Raw genomic sequence first — 26,055 nt, forward strand, 5'->3', positions numbered from 1 at the left:
AGATCCTAAAAAAATAAAGCCTCTAGTTCAACACTAGAGGCTTTATTTTTTAAATATACTTTGCTGTAAAGCTTTCTTTACATTTTTTCAGTTCCGTTGGCGTACCTGCAAATACAAGATTGCCTCCTTTTTTTCCGGCTTCTGGTCCCAAATCAATTACCCAATCTGCCGAGCGAATAACATCCGTATTGTGCTCAATAACCAAAATACTATGCCCTTGATGAATCAATGCATTAAAAGAGGCTAATAATTTTTTTATATCATTGAAATGCAAACCCGTTGTCGGTTCATCAAAAATGAACAGAATATGTCCTGCTTTGCTTCCTTGACCTAAGAAACTGGCTAATTTTACACGTTGCGCTTCTCCACCACTCAATGTATCTGAAGATTGTCCCAATTTGATATAACCCAATCCGACATCTTGCAAAGGTTGTATAGCTTTGACAATATTTTTTTCTTCTTTGAAATGTTCCAATGCTTCATCCACGCTCAATTCCAATATATCGTAAATGCTTTTTCCTTTGTATTGAACTTCTAATACTTCTTCTTTGAACTTTTTACCTCCGCAAACCTCACAAGTCAAATGCACATCCGCTAAAAATTGCATTTCTACAATTTGTTCGCCTTCGCCTTTACAAGCATCACAACGTCCACCTTCTACATTGAATGAAAAATGTTTCGGTTGAAAACCTCGGATTTTGGATAATGCTTGTTTGGCAAATAACCCTCTAATTTCGTCATATGCTTTGATATAAGTGACTGGATTGCTACGAGAAGATTTTCCAATAGGATTTTGATCCACCATTTCGATATGGTCAATGTCCTTAATATTTCCCGTAATGGCTTTGTGAAAGCCAACTTTATCCGTTGTTCCTTCTTTCATTTTCATTAGTCCGGGATACAGAATTTGTTTGACTAAAGTAGTCTTTCCACTTCCGCTGACACCAGAGATTGCACACAAAATATTCAGTGGAAATTCTACCGTAATATTTTTCAAATTATTCTGACGTGCTCCTTCGACGACAATTGATTTCGTCCATTTACGAACCTTGGCTGGTGGCTCGATTTGTAATTTTCCACTGAGATATTTTCCCGTAAGACTATTTGGATTTTTGACAATCGATTTGAAATCGCCTTCTGCAGTAACTTCACCACCCAAATGCGCCGCTAATGGTCCCATGTCAATAATGTGATCCGCTTCTTTCATGATCATTTCATCATGCTCCACAACCACAACCGTATTATTCAAATCTCGTAATTCTTTAAGTACATGAATTAAACGTTCCGTATCTCGTGAATGCAAACCAATACTCGGTTCGTCCAAAATATAAAGAGAATCTGTTAATGTGCTACCCAAGCTACGAGTTAATTGAATACGCTGGCTTTCGCCACCACTGAGCGTATTTGCCAATCTATTTAAGGTCAAATATCCCAATCCTACGTTGATGAGCGTCTTTAATCTTTGCTTAATTTCCGTTAAAAGACGCACACTAATTTTTGCATCATTTTCCGATAATGGTAAATTGTCAAACCATAGAATGAGATCTTCTGTTGGAATTTCGCATAATTGGCCGATATGTTTGTTATCGATTTTTACATATAAAGCCTCTTGTCGCAGGCGATATCCGTGACATTCGTAACAATCTGTGCGGCCACGATAGCGGCTCAACAAAACACGATTTTGTATTTTGTACATATGCGATTGAATGTCTTCAAAAAAAGCATGGATGCCCAATGTCCCTTGACTTCCATTCCACAATTGTTGGATTTGCTCTTCTGTCAAGTCTGCAAATGGACGATGAATAGGAAATTTCAATTTGGATGCACCTTTGATGAATTGATCCTTCCACCAAACCAACTTTTCTCCTTTCCAAGGAGCCACTGCTCCTTCGAATAGACTCAATCTTTTATCTGGTATAACTAAATCTGGATCGATACCTAATACTTGACCAAATCCTTCACATATGGGACATGCGCCATAAGGATTGTTGAAGGAGAATAAATTAGGAACAGGTTCCTCAAATTTAATCCCGTCTAATTCAAATTTATTGCTGAAATTTTTAATTTCTGTATCTCCAAGCACCACTTGCATTTCTCCATCCCCCTCATAAAATGCGGTATTTATGGAGTCTGCAAGGCGATGTAGATCATCTTCTTCTAGTTCCTTTTTGACAAGACGATCTACTAAGGCATAAATATCTTGTTTTCCCTTAAAGATTTTTTCAAATTCTTTTTCTGGCAATTCAAGTAGATCTTCAATGATCTCTGTATTACTAGAAGTTCCTTTTTTGAATAAAATACGCGCAAATCCTTTTTGTAAAAGAATATTCAGTTCTTCTCGAATATCTCTATTTGCTTGCATTTTAAATTTGAAAAGAATAAATATTTTTGCTCCAAGTTCTTGATTTTGAATAAAATGAACAACGTCAGTAACGTCGTCTTTTTTGACAATATTTCCGCTTATGGGCGATATTGTTTTTCCTATTCGGGCAAATAATAATCTCAGATAATCATAGATCTCCGTCATACTGCCAACGGTACTTCTCGGCGTACGAGTTGTAACCTTTTGCTCGATGGCAATGGCTGGACTTAAACCTTTAATATAATCCACATCGGGTTTGTTCATACGCGACATAAATTGTCGTGCATAAGAACTAAGGCTTTCTGCATAACGTCTTTGTCCCTCCGCAAATAAAGTATCTATTGTAAGGGAGGATTTGCCACTGCCGGACACACCGGTTACGACAGTAAATTTATTTCTAGGAATATGTACAGAGACATTTTTTAGATTATTTGTTCTAGCACCTTTGATAAATATATCGTCATTTAATGGAGTTGTTTCCATTGTATTTTTATCCAAATCTTTAACTTTCGTATTCTTTTGCTTTGCCATGAGAAAGTAAAATTACAAAACTGAATTAAGATAACTCTATGAATAGAAATTAATTGTTAATGAAAAATTTTTATAAAAAGAATAAAAAGTTAAAATTCTCCCCCTATATTTGCATCAAACCTCTGGTATCGCCTATAGCAAAATATTTACACTTTAAAAAGTTTAATCAACCTTAATGTGTCATGCAACTCGCAATCGTTGTATGATGTAAGTGTATTAATTTGTTAATATAACCTAGTCATGAAAGAACTTCAATCGTTAAATGATACGAATCTCGTATTAGCGTTTCAAAATGGAAATTTGAAAGCTTTAGACGTTTTAATCGAACGTTATAAAGATAAATTATATAGCTCTATTTATTTCTTAGTCAAAGATGAATGGATTGCTGATGATATCTATCAAGATACATTTATCCGTATCATTGATACATTAAGATTTCATCGATACAACGAACAAGGAAAATTTCTCCCTTGGGCAGCAAGAATTGCCCATAATTTGTGCATCGATTTTTTCAGAAAACAAAAGCGCAAACCACCAATAGTGACTAGCGATCAAGGTGAGGTTCGTGATATATTTGATGCCATCGATTCTCAAGTTGATAATGCAGAGCAAAAAATGATGCAGCAACAAAGTTTTGGTTTGATGTATCAAATGTTGGATTTGTTGCCTAATGATCAAAGAGAAGTAATTGTTTTAAGGCATTTTGCAGATCTTAGCTTTAAAGAAATCGCAGTGATGACCAATTGCAGTATTAATACAGCTTTAGGTAGAATGCGATATGGTTTAATTAATCTTAGAAAAATAATGACGGAAAACAGCGTCGTTTTATAAATATTGCATAAAAACGCAAAAACTTGCAAAGCCTTGGGTGAAATATCCAAGGCTTTTTTTATATTTGAAAAAATCTAGTACTACTTAATTTGCATTCCAGAACGGAAATTAAAATACAATATGAAAAAGAAATTATATACGTTGGCGTTTTTATTAGCATCTATTAGCGTAAAAACTAAAGCGCAGGATTTTTTACAACATACACCCGCAGCGGACAATTGGGTAGATAGTGTATTTCAAACTTTGTCACAAAAAAATAAGATTGCGCAGTTGATGGTGCTTAGAGAAAGTAGTACCAAAGATGGTCAACCTATTTTTTTTGATAAAGATTTACTAAAGCAAATTAAGAAATATGGAATTGGTTCGATTTGTGTATTTCAAGGTAGCCCAATTGTGCAAGCGCCAATTTTAAATAAATTACAAGCTACATCCAAAATTCCATTATTGGTATGTATTGATGGCGAGATGGGATTGGGAATGCGTATGACAGAAGTTGCCAAATTTCCTGATCAATTGACGATGGGCGCTATGAATAACCCAGATTTAGTATATCGTATTGGTGCTGCGATGGCAGAACAATGCAAAAGAATGGGGATTCAAAATGATTATGCTCCCGTTGTAGATATTAATAATAATCCCAATAATCCTGTTATTGGTTACAGATCTTTCGGACAGGATAAATATAAAGTAGCGCAATATGGTGTGCGCATTATGAGAGGGATGCAAGATAATGGTGTGATGGCAACCGCTAAACATTTTCCTGGACATGGTGATGTTGCCGTAGATTCTCATTTGGATCTGCCGATAATCAACAAGTCTATCGCGGCGTTAGATACTTTGGAATTTTATCCATTTAGAGCCATGTTTGATTCTGGTGTCGCAAGTGTAATGATTGCACATTTATCCATTCCAGCAATTGATAGTACGCCTAATCTAGCAACGTCTCTTTCTCCTAAAAATGTCAATGGCTTATTGAGAAATGAATTTAAATTTAAAGGAATTTCATTTACAGATGCGTTGGAAATGAAAGGTGTAGCTAAATTTTTCCCTGCCGGAAAAGCATCCGTTCAATCGCTTATAGCTGGTAATGATATGCTTTGTTTGCCTGGAGATATTGACAATAGCATTAAGCAAATACAAGCAGCTATTAAAAGTGGTGAATTAAAACAAGAGGATTTAGATTTTCGCGTAAAGAAAGTTTTATTGGCAAAATACAATTTGGGACTTTCCCAAAAGCCGGTGGTGGATACAACTAATTTAGTTGCTGATTTGAATAAAGATGTTCCTGATTTGCGTGCAGAAGTTGCACAAAATGCGATGACATTAATCAAATTAGAAAATCCGAATGTATTGCATTTGGATAGTGGAAAAGTTGCGTACGTTTCTGTTGGTGATGTAAATACGGAATTGGGAAAAGAACTGAATGGAAAATTTAAGGCAGATATATTTGAGTTTTCGTTCAAAGATGATGCTTCGGCAGCAAATGCTTTGTATCAAAAAATTCAAGATGGAAAATATGACAAAGTCGTAATCGGTTTGCATGATTTTTCCAAAAGACCAGCAAATAATTTCGGAATTTCAGATGCTGCGATTGATTTAATAAAAAAAGTAGATCAAAATAATTTGGCATTTACCTATGTATTTGGCAATCCTTATGCTGTGAAATTAGTTTTAGATAATAAAAACATCGCTGTCGCATACGAAGACGATAGCATATTCCAACACGCAGCATTTTTGACATTGGCGCAAGAAGAAGGATTCAAAGGGCAGTTGCCTGTAACTATTGCAGATGCATTTCCGTATGGATATGGGTTGACTAAAATGCCCATGACTTATCCAACTGAAGTTGGCTTGAGTAAAAAAAAACTAAAAATTATTGATTCCATCGTAGATGGAGCCATTAAGGAACATGCTTTTCCCGGTTGTGAAGTATTAGTAGCGCGCAATGGTCAGATAGCTTTTATGAAAAATTATGGCTATATGACTTATGATAGTTTGCAACCTGTTGCAACTCGCGATATATATGACTTGGCTTCTTGTACAAAAATTACGGCAACAACTATTTCCGTAATGCGTTTATTCGAAGAAGGAAAATTGGATTTGAATAAAACATTGGGAGACTATTTACCATGGGTAAAAAATACGGATAAAGCACCTTTAAAAATCAGAGATATATTATTGCACCAAGCGGGTTTGGTGGCATTTATTCCATTTTACAAGGCCGTGATCGATAGTGTTACTGGTGTGCCTTTGCCTCAATATTTCCATACAGTTAAAGATGCACAATTTTCTGTAGAGGTTGCGCCAAATTTATATTTGAGACGAGATTATTTGGATACTGTACAGAATTTAATTGTAAAGAGTAAATTAGGTCCGATGTACAATTACGTGTATTCGGATAATGATTTTATTTTTTTGGGAAAAATAGTTGAAAAATTATCAGGACTTCCTTTGAATGAATATGTAAAAACAAATTTTTACGAACCACTTGGAATGACTTCGACTACATTTTTACCATTGGAAAATAATGTACCGATTTCTCAAATCGCACCAACCGAACATGAAAAAAATTACAGACAACAACAATTACGTGGTACGGTTCATGACCCTGGTGCTGCGTTGATGGGAGGAGTTGCTGGGCATGCTGGTTTGTATAGTGACGCTTATGATTTATCCAAATTGTACAATATGCTTTTAAATGGCGGCGAGTGGGAAGGAAAACGTTATTTCAAAAAGTCGACTATTGCTTATTTTACAGCATACAATACGCCATTTAGTAGGAGAGGATTGGGATTTGATAAACCTCAGATGAATAGCAAAAATGGAGAGACGACCTATCCTTCAAAATATGCTTCGCCATTGACCTTTGGACATACGGGTTATACGGGCACCTGCATCTGGGCAGATCCCAAAGAAGACTTGTTATTTGTGTTTCTTTCCAATAGAGTTTATCCCGACGGAGGTGAGAATGTGAAGATCAATAAATTAAATGTTCGTGAAAATATTTTGGATGCTGTTTATCAAGCGATACAGCATTAGTATATTTGCTTCAGAATTTTGTTTATAGCTCTATATCTTTATTATGGAGCTAAATTTTAATAAAAGATGAAGCAACGGATTTCCATTATTTCGATTTTACTTTTATGTTGTGTTGTTAGCACTTCCTTATTTGCACAAATAAAATTTACGACAGAGATTTCTGCCAATGTGATTGGTAAAGAAGATTATTTGCAAGTGCAATATTCTGTTTCTGGTAATTCGGATCAATTAGGGGATATCCAAGTGGCGGGTTTCCCTGGTTGGCAAGTAGTTTCTGGGCCACAGACTTCGCAACAAACGTCTATTGTTAATGGAACGGTTTCTGCATCTTTTAGTAATGTTTATTTACTCAAACCACAACATACGGGGAAATTAGTTGTCCCTGGTGCGAAAGTTGAATTAAATGGCTCCACTTATTCTAGCGGTGCGAAAGCTGTCCTTGTAAAAGATGTTGCAAGTTTGGGAAATAATACACTTCCCAATAATTCTAGTGCGGGTGGAATGTCTGGTTCATTAAAAGCATTGATGGACCAAATGGCAAAAGACGATCAAGACATGGATGCTCCTAACGGAAATGTTTTGCATCCGGGGCAGACTCCAGAGGACTTGATTAAAGGAAATATTTTTATTCGCGTATTGCCATCCAAAAAGAAAGTTTATGTTGGAGAACCTTTTTATGTTGATTATCAGTTAGTTACTTCTTTGGCTCTTCAAGCTCGTCCATCCAAACAACCCGTCTTCAAAGGCGTGAGTGTAGTCGATTTTACCAAGCAAACTTCTGCTACAACTATTACCATTGGGAATCGGAAGTATCACGCATTCTTAATACGCCGTGTGCAATTGACTGCATTGGAAGTAGGTAAAATTGATTTGGGCATTGCGGAGACGAGCAATGATATTCCATATTCCACTTATGACGATCCCTATCATACGAACACTAAAACAGTAGCAGTTCACAATGAGCCAAGTTTTGTCGATGCAGTTGAATTGCCTGCGGCTGGTAGACCTACCAATTTTTCTGGAGCAATTGGACAATTTGATATGAAAACTACGGTTCAAAATATTCAAAGTCCAGTGGGGGAAAATAATATGCTTTTCGTGACACTAAATGGCACTGGAAATCTGAATGGCGTTCATAAATTTTCTATAGATTGGAGTAAAAATATAGATCATTACGATGGGACAGATAGCCAAGGTTTGGATAAATCTAATGTTCCCTTTCTAACGACTAAAGAATTTAAAATTCCATTCATCGGAAATAAAGTCGGTGACGCATCCATTCCTTCTTTTGACTTTAATTATTTTGATCCGAATTCTGGTACATATAAGGTGTTAAAGTCTGATGAAATTAATTTGCATTTTACCACTGCATTGGCAAAACCAGTGTCTTCCATTAATGTAATTGCTGCATTGAAAGATTACATTCCTTATGTTATCATTGGCTTGTTGATAATTATTTTCCTTATTCTTTTGATTAAAGGACGTAAGAAGATGGTAGTTCAAAAACAAAAGAAAGAAGAGGAAGAAAAACCGATTGTTTTACCAACAAAAGAAGAAAAACCTAAACCTCAAATTGGTCAGCCAATGATGACTGAACCTATAGTTGCTCCTGTTGAATCTGAAGAAATAAAAATTAACTTCGAGGAAAAATTGCAAGAAATTATGCTCTTGCAAGAAAAAAATGAAGTTTATCAAAAATCAAAAGAATTAGTCGTTGCTATTTTGCAAAAAGTTGTTGGTTCAAAAGCAACGGATACAAATGTGTTACAAATGCAATTGGAACATTCCAATCACATGCAAAAACAAGGAATTTTGGATATTGTATCTTCTATCAACGGGAAAATAAATAAAGGATTGTACAGTCCATTTTTTACAGAATCCGACAAAATAAATCTCCTAGATGATCTGAATATTTTGTTAAGAAGAGCAGAATTAAATTAATTACTTTTTGATAAAAATATTTATGTGGATAAATGGTAAATAAATAGTAACTTTGCCAGTCTATGTACATAGCAGTTTTGCGTTTTTTACCTTATTTTGGTGTATACTAAATATTGGAAAAGCCGTAATGTTTTGTTAACCAATTCATTACGGCTATTGGTGTTTTTATACATAAACCTAAGTTTTTAAACGTAATTCATTTAAAATTTCAAACTTTTACTGGAATATGGCCATTAAAAAAGACAATCGTCCCAAAGCAAGCTTTTCCAAAATTACCATTGGATTAGCCTCTCCAGATTCTATCTTGGAGCGTAGCTATGGTGAAGTGTTAAAGCCTGAAACTATCAATTATCGTACTTACAAACCAGAACGTGATGGTTTGTTCTGCGAAAGAATTTTCGGGCCTGTGAAGGATTATGAATGTGCGTGCGGTAAATACAAACGTATCCGTTACAAAGGGATCGTATGTGACCGTTGCGGAGTTGAAGTAACAGAAAAGAAAGTACGTCGTGAGCGCATGGGACATATCAAATTGGTAGTTCCTATCGTCCATATATGGTATTTCAAGAGCTTACCAAATAAGATTGGTTACTTATTAGGTATGAGTTCTAAAAAGTTGGAAAGCATTGTATATTATGAAAGATATGCAGTGATCCAAGCTGGTATTCGCGAAGACAAAGGATTGGGTATGGGCGATCTTTTGACTGAAGAAGAATATTTGGATATTGTAGATTCTTTACCAAAAGAAAACCAATATTTACCTGATGACGATCCTCAAAAATTCATTGCTAAAATGGGTGCCGAGGCGGTCAACGATTTATTGGCTCGTTTGGATTTAGATACTTTAAGCTTTGACTTACGTAATGCTGCTGCGAACGAAACTTCTCAGCAACGTAAAGCAGACGCTTTGAAACGTTTGAGCGTTGTGGAAGCTTTCCGTGATTCTCAAACAAGAATTGCCAATCGTCCGGAATGGATGGTGATGCAATATTTACCTGTTATCCCACCAGAATTAAGACCATTGGTTCCTTTGGATGGTGGACGTTTTGCGTCATCTGATTTGAACGATTTATACCGTCGTGTAATCATTCGTAACAATCGTTTGAAACGTTTGATGGAGATTAAAGCTCCTGAAGTAATCTTACGTAACGAAAAACGTATGTTGCAAGAAGCGGTGGATAGCTTATTTGATAACAGCCGTAAATCTAATGCTGTAAAAGCAGAAGGTGGTCGTGCCTTGAAATCTCTTTCTGATGTATTGAAAGGGAAACAAGGTCGTTTCCGTCAAAACTTATTGGGTAAACGTGTGGATTACTCTGGTCGTTCTGTAATCGTAGTAGGACCAGAATTGAAAATGCATGAAATGGGCTTGCCAAAAGATATGGCTGCTGAGCTTTTCAAACCATTTGTTATCCGTAAATTGATTGAAAGAGGTATCGTAAAAACAGTTAAATCTGCGAAGAAATTAGTAGATAAAAAAGAACCTGTTATTTGGGATATCTTGGAAAATGTATTGAAAGGTCATCCAGTATTGTTGAACCGTGCCCCTACATTGCACCGTTTGTCAATTCAAGCGTTCCAACCTAAAATGGTGGAAGGTAAAGCGATGCAATTGAACCCATTGATCACTCCAGGTTTCAACGCCGATTTCGATGGTGACCAGATGGCGGTACACGTTCCATTAAGCAACGCTGCAGTATTGGAAGCGCAATTATTAATGTTAGGTTCTCATAATATCTTGAATCCTCAAAATGGACAACCTATTACGTTGCCATCTCAGGATATGGTATTGGGACTTTACTATATTACCAAACCTAAAAAATCAACAACTGAAGAACCTGTTCCTGGTGAAGGAATGGTATTCTATAGCGCTGATGAGGTAATGATTGCATTGAATGAAAACAAAGTTGACATTCATGCTACAATCAAAGTAAGAGTAGCAGTTCGCCAAAAAGATGGTGAATTGAAAACTCAATTGGTAGAAACTACTGTTGGTCGCGTATTGTTCAACCAATTCGTACCAGAGAAAGTAGGATATGTTAATGCCTTATTGACTAAGAAAAGTCTTCGTATTATCGTTAATGATATCATTAAGGTAACCGATGTGCCTTCTGCTGAAAAATTCTTGGATGATATCAAATCATTGGGATACCGTATGGCGTTCAATGGTGGATTATCCTTCTCTATCAACGACTTGTTGATTCCTGATACTCGTGCTGGACTTTTGGATCATGCAAAAGAAGAGGTAGAAGAGGTTTGGGAAAACTACAACATGGGATTGATTACCAATAATGAACGTTACAATCAGGTAATTGATATATGGTCTCGTGTCGATACTAAATTGACTGAAATCTTGATCAATGAAATGCGTAACGATAAACAAGGTTTCAACTCTGTTTACATGATGTTGGATTCTGGGGCCCGTGGTTCTAAACAACAGGTTAAACAGTTGGCTGGTATGCGTGGATTGATGGCAAAACCAAGAAAATCTGGTAGTACTGGTTCTGAAATTATTGAAAATCCAATCTTGTCTAACTTTAAGGCAGGTTTGAATGTCTTAGATTACTTCATCTCTACACACGGTGCGCGTAAAGGTTTGGCCGATACTGCGTTGAAAACTGCCGATGCGGGTTATTTGACTCGTCGTTTGGTTGACGTTGCTCAGGATGTCGTTGTAACTGAAGAAGATTGTGGCACATTAAGAGGTATTTCTATATCTGCATTGAAAGATAATGATGATATCATTGAATCTTTAGCAGATAGAATTGAAGGTCGTACTTCATTGCATGATGTTTACAATCCTGCAACTGAAGAATTGATTATCAAAGGTGGTCAAGAAATTACACACGATAAAGCTGCGGAAATCGACGAAAGTGGAATTGAAACAGTTGAAATTCGTTCTGTATTGACTTGTGAAGCAAAACGTGGTGTTTGTGTTAAATGTTATGGTAAAAACTTAGCATCTGGCTATTTAGCACAACGTGGAGATTCTGTAGGTATCATCGCTGCTCAGTCTATCGGTGAACCAGGTACACAGTTGACATTGCGTACATTCCACGTGGGTGGTATCGCAGGTTCTTCTTCTATTGAATCTACTTTAAAAGTTCGTTTCGATGGTAATGTACATTTTGATGGTCTACGTACGGTAAATTCTGTAAATAACGATGGAGATGCAATTCGTGTGGTTATCGGTCGTACAGGTGAATTGCGTGTAATGGATGATAAAAATGATCGTTTATTAGCAACACATAATATTCCTTACGGTGCAATCTTGGCTGTTAAAGATGGTCAAGCAGTAGCAAAAGGTGATGTGATCTGTTCATGGGATCCATTCAATAATGTAATCGTATCTGAAGTTGACGGATCTGTTGATTTCGAAAGTATTTTAGATGGTATTACATTTAGAGAAGAATCAGACGAACAAACTGGTCACAGAGATAAAGTAATTATCGAATCTAAGGATAAAACAAAATTACCTAGCATTATCGTAAGCGGTAAAGGTGATTCTAAATCATACAACTTACCAGTAGGTTCTCGTCTTACAGTAGACGAAGGAGATTCTGTAAAAGCTGGTCAAGTTTTGGTTAAAATCCCTCGTACATTACGTAAGAGCGGGGATATCACCGGTGGTTTGCCTCGTGTAACTGAATTGTTTGAGGCACGTAATCCAAGTAATCCTGCTATCGTTGCTGAAATTGATGGTGTTGTTACTTTTGGAAATATCAAACGTGGTAACAGAGAAATCGTTGTAGAAGCAAAAGATGGTGTAGTTAAAAAATATTTAGTTCCATTATCTCGTCAGATTTTGATTCAAGATGGAGACTTCGTAAAAGCAGGAGCTCCAATGTCTGATGGTCAGATCGCACCGTTCGATATTCTTTCTATCAAAGGACCTTTCGCCGTTCAAGAATACGTTGTAAACGAAATTCAAGAAGTATATCGTCTACAAGGGGTACAAATCAACGACAAACATATTGAAACAATCGTTCGTCAGATGATGAAGAAAGTGGAAATTTTGGATGCTGGAGATACAAGATTCTTAGAAGGTGATTTGGAAGATCGTGTTGATTTCAACGAAGAAAATGATAGAATTTTCGATAAAAAAGTTGTTATCGATGCGGGAGATAGTAGCAAATTAAGAGCTGGACAAATCCTTACAGTACGTGAATTGAGAGAAGAAAACTCTATCTTACGTCGTGCTGATAAGAGAATCGTTGAAGTTAGAAATGCGGATCCTGCAACTGCTAAACCAGTATTGTTAGGTATCACAAAAGCTTCATTAGGTGTTCCAAGCTGGATTTCTGCTGCATCTTTCCAAGAAACAACTAAAGTATTGAGTTCTGCTGCTATTCATGGCAAGACCGATTACATGGTTGGATTGAAAGAAAACGTTATCACTGGTCACCCAATCCCAGCGGGTACTGGTTTACGTGATTTCGATAAAATCATCGTTGGTAGCAAAGATGAATATGAATTGTTAAGCGCCACGAAAGAAGCAATTGCTTTCGATGACGAAGAATAATAATATATTTTTATAAATGAAAACAGGAAGCAATTGCTTCCTGTTTTGCATTTTAAGATAATGTTAATGTATTTTAACTTTTTTTTTCTAATGAACCAATTAACTTCAACCTTTTAAATTATCTTTTGAAAATATGAATAGTAAGGTTTTATTAGGTTTTAATATTGTTTTGGCGTTGGCGGTGGTGGTTTTGTTTTTTCTATATTCAAAAGTAAAACCTAGCTCGACAGATGCTACAAACAATGTTGCAACTGAGAATGCTAAAGGAGATGATGCTTCTAATAGTAAAGATCCAAAATTTAAAATTGCTTATTTTGAATTAGATACCCTTCAAAATAATTATACGTATGCTATCAAAATGCGTAAAAGTCTTTCTGCTAAACAAAATCAAATCGAATCTCAATTGAAAGATTTGAAAAGTTCTATTATGGCAAAAGGTCAGGCGTATTACAAAAAAGGTCCAACCATGACGCAACAAGAACAAGTGGACGCTTCCAATGAAATGAACAAATTGCAACAAGATTATGGAATGAAAGAACAGCAATTGGGGCAACAATTTCAGGAAGAAACTCGTAGGAAATTAGTGGAAATGCGTACGCGTATTCAGAATTTTTTGAAAGGATATGCTAAATCACATGGATATGCCTTTGTATTGGCAACTTCCGAAGATGATAACATTTTTTACTACAAAGATTCCTTGAGAAATGTGACCAATGATATTGTTAACGGTTTGAATAAATTGGAAACTTCGGATAATTCTAAGAATTAATTTTTGAAATAATATTTAGTTTAAAAGACCAACTTTTTGTTGGTCTTTTATTATTTGTACCAACCCCATTTTAAAAAAGAAGGCATAGCAGTTTTCCATGTAGGAACATCATGTTTTCCACCCTCAATTTCCAAATAGGTAATATTTTTTTCATTATAACCCATGACCTTCAATTGTTGAATGATATCTTTCGTATCGTCAATTGAGTCAATGATGCCATTGTTATTTCTATCAGAATCTTCATCTAAAGTGCCACATTCCAAGAAAAATTGTAATTGAGATTGGTAATTGTAATTTCGTAATTTAGCTAGCATAATGCGATCTTTCTCATTGTCATATCCCGCATTCAATTCTTTACTTCTCCACCAAAAGGAACCAGAAAATACACCGACTTTTTTGAAAATAGTGGGATAAGTCCATGCAATATCAAAAGCTGACAGCCCGCCAAGTGAGAAGCCTGCAATATTAGTATATTCAATATCTACAAAAGGATAATGTTCAGCGATATATGGCAATAATTCTTCGGTGAAAAATTTGCCATGTTTTTTTGCATTTTCTCCTTGCCCTTTTGCATTCAATACGCCAATCGTTCCATAATCTTGTACTCGCTCTTTGTCGGCATGTACAGTAGCGACAAGGAATAATTTATTTTTTCTAAAAGGAAATTTGAAATTGGTTTCAAGAATGGATTTGAAATTCATTTCCTCCAATATTTGCCCATCATTGAATAGCAAAACTTCAACTGTTTTGCCAAAAGGGATTTCATTAGGGAAATAAAAATCGAGTAATAATTCTTTTTGATGCTGTACGGAAAACAAATTGATGCTTTCTTTTTTCCAATTTTCCTTGTATAATTTCATGTAATCCGCTCGAACTTTAAAACTTCAAAAATAAGTAATTTAAAATGCAGAATTCGATTAAAAATGAGCAAAAAATTAAATAAGAATTCATTTATATAAATGCTTATTTAAAACTTTATGATGTAGATTTGAGAGAACTAATCTATTTAAACGTGAGAGAAGACTATCACAAGTGGTATTCCCCCATTTTGGGAAGAGATTTCGAGATGTTGGTATTTGGACATGGAGGTATTCCTGTTGTCCTTTTTCCTACATCGCAAGGGCGATATTTTGAGGCGAAAGATCGAGGATTGATTGATTGTGCTAGTTGGTTTTTGGAAAATGGATATTTTAAGATTTATTGTCCTGATAGTATTGACTCTTTGAGTTGGTACAACAAAGGCGCTGCGCCTTGGGTGAGACCAGCCAATCATAGTCTCTACGATCAATTGATTAAGGAAGACGTATTGGGTAGGGCATTCTATGAAACTGGGAATTATCGTGCAGTGATGGCTGGTTGTAGTTTTGGTGGATATCATGCTGCGAATTTTGCATTTCGTCATCCTGATATGGTGCAAGCGATGTTATCGATGAGTGGGATATTTGACATGAGAGATCAATTGGACGGATATTATGACGATAATGTATTCTATAACAATCCTGTAGATTATTTACCCAATGATAATGATCCGAATCTTTGGAATATGAAAATTGCACTTGGAACCGGAGAATGGGATATTTGTCTCGGATACAATCAACAATTAAGTGAAATTTTAGATAGAAAAAATATTAGCCACTGGCTGGACGTTGCACCAAATGAAAAACATGATTGGCCGGTCTGGCTGAGGCAATTTCCAAAATACTTGTCATTAATTTAACTATACATCTATGAAAAAAATTGGAATCTTATTTGGAAAAGAAAATACCTTCCCTAGTGCATTTATTGAGCGCGTAAATGCTTTGGGGAAAGAAAAAGATATTATTGCAGAACCTGTAAAAATTGACGAAGTAATCCAAGGTGAGCCAACCGAATATGCGGTAATAGTCGATCGTATTTCGCAAGATGTTCCATTTTATAGAGCATATTTGAAAAATGCTGCATTGAGTGGAACTGCCGTCATCAATAATCCATTTTGGTGGAGTGCGGATGAAAAGTTTTTTAATAATGCATTAGCTACAAAGATTGGCATACATGTTCCGAATACAGTGATTTTACCTTCATTTCAATGGCCTGATGATACGGATGCTGGATCATTTCGCAATTTGGATTATCCATTAGCTTGGGAAAAAATGTTTGAATACATTGGTTTTCCTGCTTACATGAAACCATTTGCCGGAGGCGGGTGGAAAAATGTGTACAAATTACATGATAAGGAAGAATTTTTTCAAAGGCATCAAGAAACGCATCAATTAGTGATGTTGTTACAGGAAGAAATCATTTTTACGGAATATTATCGTTGCTATTGCGTAGGAGGTAAGTATGTAAAAATTATGCCTTACGAGCCTCGTAATCCCCATCATTTGCGCTATAGCGCTGATTTTTCACCCTCTCCAGAAATGTTACAAATTTTAGAAGATGCTGTATTGAAATTAAATAGATATTTGGGTTATGATTTGAATACAGTAGAGTTGGCCGTGCGTAATGGCTTGCCTTATGCCATCGATTTTTGTAATCCTGCGCCAGATGCAGATTTTAATTCTGTTGGTGAAGAAAATTTTGAATGGATTGTAGACACAATGGCGAAATATGCTATCGAGCGTGCGGAGAAACAAGTGCCTGGCGTGGATAATCTTACTTGGGGGCAATTCATTTTGCATTCCGTTGTACAGAAACCTTTAGAATGAAAATATTAGATATAGAATGAATTTTCAACAATTTACAATAGGGATAGAGGAAGAATATATGATATTCGACCCGTCTACCAGAGAACTTAAATCACACGATCAAAAAATCGTAGAGCAATCTCAAAAGGTACTTAAAGATCGCGTCAAAGCGGAAATGCATCAGGCTGTGGTGGAGGTGGAGACTTCTATTTGTAGAAATATAGAAGAGGCAGATCAAGATGTTCGTCTTTTGCGTAAGTCATTACAACAAATAGCAGGGGATTTGGGTTATGGTATAGGAGCGTCTGGAACACACCCATTCTCGAAATGGGAAAGCCAAATGATCACCGATAATCCACGTTATTTCCAGATTGTCAATGAGATGCAGGATGCTGCTCGTTCTAATTTGATATTTGGTTTGCATGTGCATGTAGGAATGGAAACGCGAGAAATGGCGATTCATATTGCAAATTCTGTTCGTTATTTCTTACCACACATATTTGCACTTTCAACGAACTCTCCATTTTGGGAAGGTCGAAATACGGGATTTAAATCCTACAGAAGTAAGGTTTTTGATAAATTTCCACGTACGGGAATTCCAGATTTCTTCGAATCTATTGAAGAGTATGACAATTATGTCAAATTATTGGTAAAAACGAATTGCATAGATAATGCGAAAAAAATCTGGTGGGATTTGCGTGTGCATCCTTTTTTCAATACAGTAGAATTTCGTATCTGTGATATTCCACTGACGGTCGATGATACAATCGCAATTGCGATGCTTTTCCAAGCAATTTGTGCTAAATTATACAAATTGAGAATGCAAAACATGAATTATATCATTTACAAAAGATCCTTAGTAAATGAAAATAAATGGCGTGCATCTCGCTACGGAATTGATGGATTGATGATCGATTTTGGTAAAGAATGTGAAGTGAATACACGTGCTTTGATTTACGAGTTGTTGGATTTTGTGGAGGATGTTTTGGATGATTTGGGTAGTAGATCGGGTATTGATTTAGTTAATCAAATCATCGAAAGAGGGACTGGTGCAGATCAACAATTACAAGCATTTACGGATACGGGTTCATTTACAGGCGTGGTTGATTTTATTCAAAGTAAATTTATATAAATAAGAAAGGAGTTTGATTGGAAAGAGTAATTAAAATAGCATTATTGGACCTAAATAATGGGTTTGAAAATCAGGGAATGAGATGTATCAGAGAAATTACCCATGCGTATTTCCAAAAACATCAATTACCTTATGTGGTGGAGGAGTTTGATGTGCGACAAAAAAATGAAGTTCCCAATGCCTCTTTTGATATTTATCTTTCAAGTGGCGGTCCTGGGTCGCCGTTTGATGAGGAAGGTTGGGAGTGGGAACATAAATATTTCAAATTGGTCAACAAGCTCTATTTACAAAATCAAGAAGCTGCGCCAGAAAATAAAAAATTCATATTTTTCATTTGCCATTCTTTTCAGATAGCGTGTCGAATCTTTAGAGTTGGCAATGTATGCGAAAGAAAGTCCACCTCTTTTGGCGTATTTCCTATGACAAAAGTAGAGGGCGGTTTGGATGAACCTGTTTTCAATGCTTTGGATAATCCATTTTATGGTGTAGATAGTCGTGATTTTCAAGTAATTGAGCCTAATCGGGATGTATTGGAAGATATGGGAGCACAGATTTTGGCTATTGAAAAAGAAAGACCACATATTCCTTTGGAACGGGCGATTATGGGCATTCGTTTCTCTTCGGAAATGATAGGAACACAGTTTCATCCAGAAGCAGATGCGGTGAGTATGCGCAAACACTTATTAGAGGAAGATAAAAAGAAACAAATTATTGCACTTCATGGCGAAGAAAAATATAACGAAATGATCGATCGATTAGAAGATCCGGACAAGATTATGCATACGCAAGCGACGATTTTGCCGACATTTTTAGATATTGCTACCGCTAATTTTAAATAGAGTTTTATATGATTTCAGAGATTAGAGCCGATTTTAATAGACATTTCGACGAGAAAAATTATGAAAAAATGATTGAAGATATTCAAGCCGAATATCCCAATCAATTAGAATTTAGAATAGCAGAAACACCTGTTTTTTTAGATAAATCGTTGAAAAATAAATTAGAAGAAGCCGCTTATGAAATTGTAGGACAGTTAGAGAATCCAGCAATTGTTGATAAACTCAAACAAGCCATTCCAAAAGAACACTTCGTTCCTGGAAAAATGACAGATTGTGAAATGTTTAGTTTGGATTTTGGAATATGTGAAGGAGAGCATGGTGAATTAATTCCGCAATTAATTGAATTGCAAGGTTTTCCAACGCTATTTTATTTCCAATATCTAGAAGCAAATGCTTATCGAAAAGCATTTAATATTGAGGAGAGTTGGACGAATTATTTCAATGATTTTTCTGATGCTCAATATTTGAAAATGTTGTCTGATCTCATTTTGCATGGATATTCAAAAGAGGAAGTTATTTTATTAGATATAGAGCCAGAAACACAGAAGACCCGGATTGATTTTGCAGTAATGCAACAGCATATTGGCGTTTTTTCTAAAAGTATATCAGAGCTTTATGAAGAAAATGGAAATGTCTATTATTTAAATGATGACGGTTCGAAACAATATGTGAAACGTATATTTAATCGAATGATTTTTGATGATTTTGATGCGAATAAGTCAAAACTATCCAGATATTTAGATATAACGCAACCATTAAATGTGGAATGGTTGCCACATCCGAATTGGTTTTATGAATGGAGCAAATATTGTCTGCCATTTTTACAAAGTAAATATGCGCCACAAACCAATTTTTTGAATGCGTTGAAAGAGATTCCTACAGATTTGGAAAATTATGTTTTGAAACCTTTGTTTTCCTTTGCAGGGCAAGGAGTCATTATCGATGTGAGTAAAGAGGATATTGAAAAAATTGCAACACCGGAACATTGGATTTTACAAAAGAAAGCGAAATATGCACCTATAATTAAGACACAAGATCAAGATGCTATGTTTGAAATTCGGCTGATGTTTTTCCGCATTCCAGGACAAGATAAGCCTGTATTAATAAACAATCTTGTTAGAATAAGTAAAGGGAAGATGGTCGGGGTTCGTTATAATATGGATAAAACTTGGGTAGGGTCAAGTATTGCCTTTTTTCAAAAAGATTAGAAGTTTTGCTCTATAAATTCTTTGCACAATTTTGGGAAACCAAAATGTGTAAGGTTCTTTATATTTAGCCAATTAGCTTTGGGTAGTTGTACGGGCATTCGATCGAGAGATATTTGAATAAACTGTGCAAATATCTTTTGATGTGTTAATTGTTGAGATAAAACAGGAGATATTTCCAATTCCTTCGGATGTTGTTTAAATTGATTTTCAAGCCATTCGTTAACGCTTTTATTTTCCCAATTAGGTTTTCCTTCCGATTCTACAAGAAAGAATTCATATAGATTTTCCCAAATATCTTTTGCGCGGCGTTGTTGGATGAAAATCTGATCATTTACTCTAAAAACAAACCATGTAAAATATCGAGTTTTCTTTTTGAGTATTTTTTCTTTAATCGGTAATTTATTTATTAATCCTAATGCAAGGGCCGTACAGTCTTTGGATAAAATACATTGATTGCATTTTGGAATAGCGGGCAAACAAATTGTTGCACCGAAATCCATAATTGCTTGATTATAAACACCAGGTTTCTTTTTATCCAAATTGTCTTGCGCTAGTTTGGCAAATATTTTCTCTCCTTCAGGACTATCGGAAGGCGTTTCAATTCCGAAATAGCGTGACAATACACGATACACATTTCCATCTAACACGGCATAAGGCAGTTGAAATGCAAAAGAGGCAATCGCAGCAGCGGTATAAGGGCCAATTCCTTTTAACTCAATAATTTGTTCATAATTTTTGGGAAATATTCCATCATAATTTTCAACAATATATCTTGCGGTAAACAAAAGATTGCGGCAACGATTATAATAACCCAAGCCTTCCCATAATTTGAATACAAATTGGTCTTCCGCATTTGCAAGATCAAATATGGTAGGAAAGTTTTGAATAAATTTTTCGTAATAAGGAAGTCCCTGAGCTACACGGGTTTGTTGTAATATAATCTCACTCAACCATATTTTGTAGGGATCTTTCGCACCCTTCCAAGGCATGGAGCGATTGTTTTCTGATGAGTTCCAGCTTATAATTGAGGTAGTAAATGACAATGAATGCTCCTTTCTATTCTAATCTTCTTTCAATAAATCTCTTTCAATTTCTTCCATCTGCACGATATCCCAAGCTTCACTTTCTGTTGGAGTAATATTTAACATTTCAGAAATATCTAATGCTTCCAATTTTAGTCTAACTTCAGATTGAATTTCACAGAAGACAAGCGATGCATTATTTTCTAGGAAAAGGACATAAAGTTGTTGTAATTTAAATGCTGCATTTTCGGATATGGTTTGTATAGTATTGCATTTGATAATTACATTTTTTACTGTACCTTTCAATAGATTTGACGCAACAGCTATTAGCTCATCTGCCGTATTGTCAGATAAATCGGCGAAATTTGATGTTATAACATTAAATTTTTCCTTGGTATCAAATTTGAAATCACTCATTAGTTCTTTTTTCAAGATGCAAATAAAGATATTATTTATTTGAAAATAAAAATGTACTTTTCAAATGTAGGTCTTATATTTAGCTTGATTAAGGAATTAATTTATTGTTAATCGCAATTTGAATATTATGGACAACAATTTTTCAGCACAGGTAAAAGATATTATTACATATAGTAGGGAAGAAGCACTACGACTTGGTAATGATTTCATTGGAACGGAGCATTTGTTGCTAGGACTCATTAGGGAAGGGGATAATACCGCGATTAAAATTTTGAAACAACTCAATGTTGACTTATTTGAACTACGCAAAGAAGTTGAATTGGCTGTTAAAGATAAAACCGGAAAAAATATTGCACAAATCAATAGTCTACCTCTAACCAAACAAGCAGAAAAGGTAATAAGAGTAACCGTTTTGGAAGCGAAGGCTTTAAAAAGTCAACAAGTAGAGACGGAGCATTTGATGCTTTCTATTTTAAAAAATAAGGAGAATGCCGCTACGCAAATTTTAAATCAATTTGAAGTAGATTACGATATATTCAGAAATGATATAGGCGTAATGCGAAGTGATCCTAAGAGTGAATTTGCGGAGGAAAATGAAGAAGAATTTGATGAAGAAAAAAGATCATTTTCTTCTCAGTCTAGAGGTACAAGTTCTAGACAATCTACTGTAAAAAGTAAAACTCCAGTTTTGGATAATTTCGGAAGAGATATTACCAAAATGGCGGAAAGTGGTTCTTTGGATCCAATTGTAGGTAGAGAAAAAGAAATTGAACGAGTTTCCCAAATTCTTTCTAGAAGAAAAAAGAATAATCCTATTCTAATCGGTGAACCCGGTGTAGGTAAGACTGCTATCGTAGAAGGTCTTGCATTACGTATTGTTCAACGAAAAGTGAGCAGAGTACTTTTTGATAAAAGAGTTATTTCTTTAGACTTGGCGGCGTTGGTTGCCGGTACGAAATACCGTGGTCAATTTGAAGAAAGAATGAAAGCTATTATGAATGAATTGGAAAAAAATCGCGATGTGATTTTGTTTATCGATGAAATTCATACCATTGTAGGTGCAGGCGGAGCTAGCGGATCTTTGGATGCAAGTAATATTTTTAAACCATCATTGGCAAGAGGAGATTTGCAATGTATTGGAGCTTCTACCTTGGATGAATATAGAATGTACATTGAGAAAGATGGAGCTCTAGATCGTCGATTCCAAAAAGTGATAGTAGAGCCACCTTCCGTAGATGAAGCTATCCAAATATTAACAAATATTAAATCTAAATATGAAGATTATCACAATGTAAGTTATAGCGATGAAGCTATCGATGCGTGTGTTAAGTTAAGTGATCGTTATATGACAGATCGTTTGTTACCTGATAAAGCGATCGATGTTTTGGATGAAGTAGGAGCTCGTGTTCACCTAAAAAATATCAACGTTCCACAAAATATCATCGACCTAGAAAAAAAGATTGAAGATATTAAATTGGAAAAAAACAAGGTAGTTAAAAGCCAACGTTTTGAAGAGGCGGCAGCATTACGTGATACAGAGAAAAAATTAGGTGAAGAGTTAGAGAGTGCCAAAATCGCTTGGGAAGAAGAAAGTAAAAACAAAAGATATCCAATCGAAGAAGAGGATATTGCTGAAGTTATTAGCATGATGACGGGTATTCCTGTAAAAAGAATGGTGCAGGAAGAGACGATCAAATTGCGCAATATGGCGCACGATATGCGTGATGCTGTTATAGGACAAGACGAAGCAATATCCAAAGTCGTGAAAGCGATACAGAGAAATAGAGTGGGTTTGAAAGATCCTAAAAAGCCAATTGGAACCTTTATTTTCTTGGGACCTACAGGTGTCGGTAAGACGGAATTAGCACGATCTTTAGCAAGATATATGTTTGATTCTGATGACGCTTTGATTCGAATTGATATGAGTGAATATATGGAAAAATTCACTGTAAGTAGATTGATTGGAGCGCCTCCAGGATACGTAGGGTATGAAGAAGGTGGTCAATTAACCGAAAAAGTAAGAAGAAAACCATATAGTGTCATTCTTTTAGATGAGATTGAAAAAGCCCATCCAGATATCTACAATATTTTATTACAAGTATTAGATGATGGTATGTTGACTGATGGATTGGGAAGAAAAGTAGATTTTAAAAATACTTTGATTATCATGACATCTAACATCGGAGTACGTCAATTGAAAGAATTTGGTGATGGTGTTGGATTTGCGACTAATGCAAGAGTTCAGAATGAAGAAGAAAATCACAAAGCAGTTATCGAAAAAGCTTTGAAAAGAACATTCTCTCCTGAATTTTTGAATAGAATTGATGATGTAATCATATTCAATTCTTTGACCAAGAATGATATATTCAACATTATTGACATCATTATGAAAAACGTTTATAAACGTTTAAATGCATTGGGATATAGTCTTGAAATATCTGAAGATGTGAAAAGTTTTATTGCAGATAAAGGATATGATTCTCAATTTGGAGCAAGACCTCTTCATAGAGCTATTCAAAAATATTTGGAAGATCCATTGGCAGAGGAAATTCTTAATCTAAATGTAAAGTCTGGAGATGTTTTGTTGGCTAAATTGGATAAAGAGAATAGTAAAGTCTTTTTTGAAATTGGCAAAAAGAAAATAGAAGAAGCGAAAATTGATTAAAAAATTATTCGCAGGAAAGATAAAGAGTGGCAAATAAATATTATTTTGCCACTCTTATTTTTTTATTATATGAAGTAATGAATACAATAATGAAAAAATGTGGACGTTTTATTTTGCATAAAGTGTGAAAATTTATACAATCGTATACATTTGTGCTATATTTTTATATTGTGAAATAATTTAAGGTATTTTTGTTTCCGTATAGTTTTATTTATAAATATGAATATTAATTTGAAAAAGCATCTCATTTATCCTGCATTGGCTTTTATGGCATTGGCTGTGTTGGCTAGTTGTGGTAAGAAAAAGTCAAAGGGGTTGGCAAATGATGATGGACAACTGCACGGTATTAATTATTCCTCCTACGGTAGTATGGGACGACCAAAGGGTATGGTTTATGTACCATCAGGAACTTTTCATATGGGACCTAGTGATGAAGATATGAACAGAAATTACAGTTCACGAAATCATCAAGTAAATGTGAGTGGTTTTTGGATGGATGCCATGGAAATAACGAATAGCCAATACCATCAATTCGTTAATTGGGTAAGAGATTCTTTGGCAGCAGTTGAATTAGGATATATTCTTCCAGGGGCTGCAGATGGAGATACTGCAGTTGATTGGGTTAAAGCTCAATCTATAAATTATGGCGATCGTACCATTGTCGAGCAATTAAACAAATTGGTTTTGGCGCCAGATTACAGATTGTATAATAAAGCAGAGATTGATCCAGATAAATTAGTCTATAGTATTCAAGGATTTAATTTGGAAAAAGCTGCGGCCAATCGTAATCACCCGAGAAAAGAATTTTTATACAGATATGACCAAAAAATATACCCGGATACATTGGTTTGGATGAGAGATTTTTCTTATTCTTACAATGAACCTATGACGAAAAGATATTTTTCAAGTCCAATGTATGCTAAATATCCAGTCGTTGGGGTTAATTGGAAACAAGCTGTAGCGTTTTGTAGTTGGAGAACACATTATCTTGATAGCTATTTAGATCGCAAACATTTATTGAAGGAAAGTGAATATAGATTGCCGTCTGAAGCAGAATGGGAGTTTGCCGCACGTGGAGGTCGTAGCCAATCTATCTATCCTTGGGGTAATTATTATGTAAGAAATAAGAATGGTTGCTTAATGGCTAATTTTAAGCCTGGACGTGGCAATTATTCTGAAGATGGAGGTATGTATACCGTAAGAGCAGATAGTTATTGGCCAAATGATTATGGCCTTTATAATATGTCTGGTAATGTAGCTGAGTGGACCCAAAGTTATTATTATGAAGGATCAGATAATTTTCAAAATGATTTGAATCCTGATATAAGATGGGAGGCATTGGACTCTGATTCTCCAAGAATGAAAAGAAAAGTAGTAAGAGGGGGTAGTTGGAAAGACGTTGCATATTATTTACAAACTAGCACACGTACATTTGAATATCAAGATACGGCTAGATCTTATATTGGATTTAGATGTGTAATTGATTTACCGGCTTCAATGGCAAAACGTTAAAAATAAAAAATAAATAAAAAGAAAAATGGCAACACAAAATCAAGGAAATAAAACGAGCTCAGTAGATAAAGTGATTGATATTATAGTTGCTTTTGCAGCTGTACCTGTACTAATCGGGGCATTATTCAAAATTCTTCACTGGCCAGGTGCAAATACGATGTTGATGGTTGGTTTGTTTACAGAAGCTGGTATCTTTCTAATTACAGGTTTACGTGTTTTATTATTTCCAGCAGCAGAATCTGCAGGTGCTGGTTTTGTAGGAAATGTAAATGTAGAAACAAAAGATTACGAACCTGTTTTATCAGGAATTTTAACTGAATTGAAAAATAACAAACCAGGAAGTGGATTTACATTAAATGATGCTCAATTAACTCAAAATGATGTAAACAAAATCAAAGAAGGCTTCTTACAATTAGGCAATACTGCGGATAGCATAAAAGCTTTGAATACTGCAATTTTGAATAGCTCTCAAGATGCTATCAAAACGCAAACTGAAATGAAGACACTTGCTGAGAATTTAGGTAAAATTAATAAAGTTTACGGTGGTGTATTAAGTGCAATGAAAGCTGAATAATTTATCAGATTTCACAAAACATTATTTT

17 protein-coding genes are annotated in these 26,055 nt (G+C 35.3%); 13 read left to right on the forward strand and 4 right to left on the reverse strand.

Features of this window, described 5'->3' with window-relative positions; all coding sequences use genetic code 11:
- Positions 1-49: 49 nt before the first annotated feature.
- The gene (gene uvrA / locus E0W69_RS18980) at positions 50-2,893 is read right to left on the reverse strand and encodes an excinuclease ABC subunit UvrA (protein WP_131331635.1); all 2,844 of its coding nucleotides are present in this window, start codon (positions 2,891-2,893) and stop codon (positions 50-52) included.
- A gap of 240 nt (positions 2,894-3,133) precedes the next feature.
- Between uvrA and E0W69_RS18985 the strand changes: the two genes are divergently transcribed.
- The 5 genes from E0W69_RS18985 (at position 3,134) to E0W69_RS19005 (ending at position 13,995) form a co-directional block, all read left to right on the forward strand.
- On the forward strand, positions 3,134-3,724 hold the full coding sequence (locus E0W69_RS18985; protein ID WP_131331636.1) for an RNA polymerase sigma factor: 591 nt from the start codon (positions 3,134-3,136) through the stop codon (positions 3,722-3,724).
- Between the two features lie 120 nt (positions 3,725-3,844).
- A complete protein-coding gene (locus E0W69_RS18990; RefSeq protein WP_131331637.1) occupies positions 3,845-6,763 on the forward strand; it encodes a glycoside hydrolase family 3 N-terminal domain-containing protein in 2,919 nt (972 codons plus the stop codon).
- Positions 6,764-6,829: 66 nt separating this feature from the next.
- On the forward strand, positions 6,830-8,704 hold the full coding sequence (locus E0W69_RS18995) for a BatD family protein (RefSeq protein ID WP_131331638.1): 1,875 nt from the start codon (positions 6,830-6,832) through the stop codon (positions 8,702-8,704).
- A gap of 226 nt (positions 8,705-8,930) precedes the next feature.
- Positions 8,931-13,226 (forward strand): DNA-directed RNA polymerase subunit beta', encoded by a 4,296-nt coding sequence (gene rpoC / locus E0W69_RS19000; RefSeq protein ID WP_131331639.1) that lies wholly within the window; start codon positions 8,931-8,933, stop codon positions 13,224-13,226.
- A gap of 133 nt (positions 13,227-13,359) precedes the next feature.
- Positions 13,360-13,995, forward strand: coding sequence for an OmpH family outer membrane protein (locus E0W69_RS19005; protein ID WP_131331640.1), 636 nt, complete (start codon positions 13,360-13,362; stop codon positions 13,993-13,995).
- Positions 13,996-14,045: 50 nt separating this feature from the next.
- On the opposite strand, the gene E0W69_RS19010 is transcribed toward E0W69_RS19005, so the two are convergent.
- Positions 14,046-14,855 (reverse strand): alpha/beta hydrolase, encoded by an 810-nt coding sequence (locus E0W69_RS19010; protein ID WP_131331641.1) that lies wholly within the window; start codon positions 14,853-14,855, stop codon positions 14,046-14,048.
- Between the two features lie 128 nt (positions 14,856-14,983).
- Between E0W69_RS19010 and E0W69_RS19015 the strand changes: the two genes are divergently transcribed.
- The 5 genes from E0W69_RS19015 to E0W69_RS19035 are packed head-to-tail and all read left to right on the forward strand — an operon-like array spanning position 14,984 to position 19,837.
- Positions 14,984-15,712, forward strand: coding sequence for an esterase family protein (locus tag E0W69_RS19015; protein ID WP_225321321.1), 729 nt, complete (start codon positions 14,984-14,986; stop codon positions 15,710-15,712).
- Between the two features lie 10 nt (positions 15,713-15,722).
- The gene (locus E0W69_RS19020; protein ID WP_131331642.1) at positions 15,723-16,679 is read left to right on the forward strand and encodes an ATP-grasp domain-containing protein; all 957 of its coding nucleotides are present in this window, start codon (positions 15,723-15,725) and stop codon (positions 16,677-16,679) included.
- Positions 16,680-16,695: 16 nt separating this feature from the next.
- Positions 16,696-17,790, forward strand: a complete 1,095-nt coding sequence (locus E0W69_RS19025) for a carboxylate-amine ligase (RefSeq protein ID WP_131331643.1) — start codon at positions 16,696-16,698, stop codon at positions 17,788-17,790.
- 17 nt (positions 17,791-17,807) lie between these two features.
- Positions 17,808-18,629, forward strand: coding sequence for a glutamine amidotransferase-related protein (locus tag E0W69_RS19030; RefSeq protein WP_225321322.1), 822 nt, complete (start codon positions 17,808-17,810; stop codon positions 18,627-18,629).
- An 8-nt stretch (positions 18,630-18,637) separates the two neighbouring features.
- On the forward strand, positions 18,638-19,837 hold the full coding sequence (locus E0W69_RS19035; RefSeq protein ID WP_131331644.1) for a hypothetical protein: 1,200 nt from the start codon (positions 18,638-18,640) through the stop codon (positions 19,835-19,837).
- On the opposite strand, the gene mutY is transcribed toward E0W69_RS19035, so the two are convergent.
- Together mutY and E0W69_RS19045 are read right to left on the reverse strand one after the other, a co-directional pair.
- Entirely contained in the window at positions 19,834-20,826 is a 993-nt protein-coding gene (gene mutY, locus E0W69_RS19040) for an A/G-specific adenine glycosylase (protein WP_255478211.1), read from the reverse strand. The two genes, E0W69_RS19035 and mutY, sit on opposite strands and share 4 nt — an antisense overlap.
- A 72-nt stretch (positions 20,827-20,898) precedes the next feature.
- Positions 20,899-21,276, reverse strand: coding sequence for an STAS domain-containing protein (locus tag E0W69_RS19045; protein WP_131331646.1), 378 nt, complete (start codon positions 21,274-21,276; stop codon positions 20,899-20,901).
- Positions 21,277-21,403: 127 nt separating this feature from the next.
- Between E0W69_RS19045 and E0W69_RS19050 the strand changes: the two genes are divergently transcribed.
- The 3 genes from E0W69_RS19050 to E0W69_RS19060 all read left to right on the forward strand — a co-directional run bounded on the left by E0W69_RS19050 (position 21,404) and on the right by E0W69_RS19060 (position 26,027).
- A complete protein-coding gene (locus E0W69_RS19050; RefSeq protein ID WP_131331647.1) occupies positions 21,404-23,941 on the forward strand; it encodes an ATP-dependent Clp protease ATP-binding subunit in 2,538 nt (845 codons plus the stop codon).
- Between the two features lie 219 nt (positions 23,942-24,160).
- Entirely contained in the window at positions 24,161-25,453 is a 1,293-nt protein-coding gene (gene porK / locus E0W69_RS19055) for a T9SS ring complex lipoprotein PorK/GldK (RefSeq protein ID WP_131331648.1), read from the forward strand.
- A gap of 25 nt (positions 25,454-25,478) precedes the next feature.
- A complete protein-coding gene (locus E0W69_RS19060) occupies positions 25,479-26,027 on the forward strand; it encodes a GldL-related protein (protein ID WP_131331649.1) in 549 nt (182 codons plus the stop codon).
- Positions 26,028-26,055: the final 28 nt, after the last annotated feature.

This window comes from Rhizosphaericola mali, assembly GCF_004337365.2.
Taxonomy (GTDB): Bacteria; Bacteroidota; Bacteroidia; order Chitinophagales; family Chitinophagaceae; genus Rhizosphaericola; species Rhizosphaericola mali.

Coding starts and splice junctions, on each gene's coding strand:
- uvrA (WP_131331635.1), bottom strand. CDS start 2,893: ATGGCAAAGCAAAAGAATACGAAAGTTAAAGATTTGGATAAAAATACA.
- E0W69_RS18985 (WP_131331636.1), top strand. CDS start 3,134: ATGAAAGAACTTCAATCGTTAAATGATACGAATCTCGTATTAGCGTTT.
- E0W69_RS18990 (WP_131331637.1), top strand. CDS start 3,845: ATGAAAAAGAAATTATATACGTTGGCGTTTTTATTAGCATCTATTAGC.
- E0W69_RS18995 (WP_131331638.1), top strand. CDS start 6,830: ATGAAGCAACGGATTTCCATTATTTCGATTTTACTTTTATGTTGTGTT.
- rpoC (WP_131331639.1), top strand. CDS start 8,931: ATGGCCATTAAAAAAGACAATCGTCCCAAAGCAAGCTTTTCCAAAATT.
- E0W69_RS19005 (WP_131331640.1), top strand. CDS start 13,360: ATGAATAGTAAGGTTTTATTAGGTTTTAATATTGTTTTGGCGTTGGCG.
- E0W69_RS19010 (WP_131331641.1), bottom strand. CDS start 14,855: ATGAAATTATACAAGGAAAATTGGAAAAAAGAAAGCATCAATTTGTTT.
- E0W69_RS19020 (WP_131331642.1), top strand. CDS start 15,723: ATGAAAAAAATTGGAATCTTATTTGGAAAAGAAAATACCTTCCCTAGT.
- E0W69_RS19025 (WP_131331643.1), top strand. CDS start 16,696: ATGAATTTTCAACAATTTACAATAGGGATAGAGGAAGAATATATGATA.
- E0W69_RS19035 (WP_131331644.1), top strand. CDS start 18,638: ATGATTTCAGAGATTAGAGCCGATTTTAATAGACATTTCGACGAGAAA.
- mutY (WP_255478211.1), bottom strand. CDS start 20,826: ATGCCTTGGAAGGGTGCGAAAGATCCCTACAAAATATGGTTGAGTGAG.
- E0W69_RS19045 (WP_131331646.1), bottom strand. CDS start 21,276: ATGAGTGATTTCAAATTTGATACCAAGGAAAAATTTAATGTTATAACA.
- E0W69_RS19050 (WP_131331647.1), top strand. CDS start 21,404: ATGGACAACAATTTTTCAGCACAGGTAAAAGATATTATTACATATAGT.
- porK (WP_131331648.1), top strand. CDS start 24,161: ATGAATATTAATTTGAAAAAGCATCTCATTTATCCTGCATTGGCTTTT.
- E0W69_RS19060 (WP_131331649.1), top strand. CDS start 25,479: ATGGCAACACAAAATCAAGGAAATAAAACGAGCTCAGTAGATAAAGTG.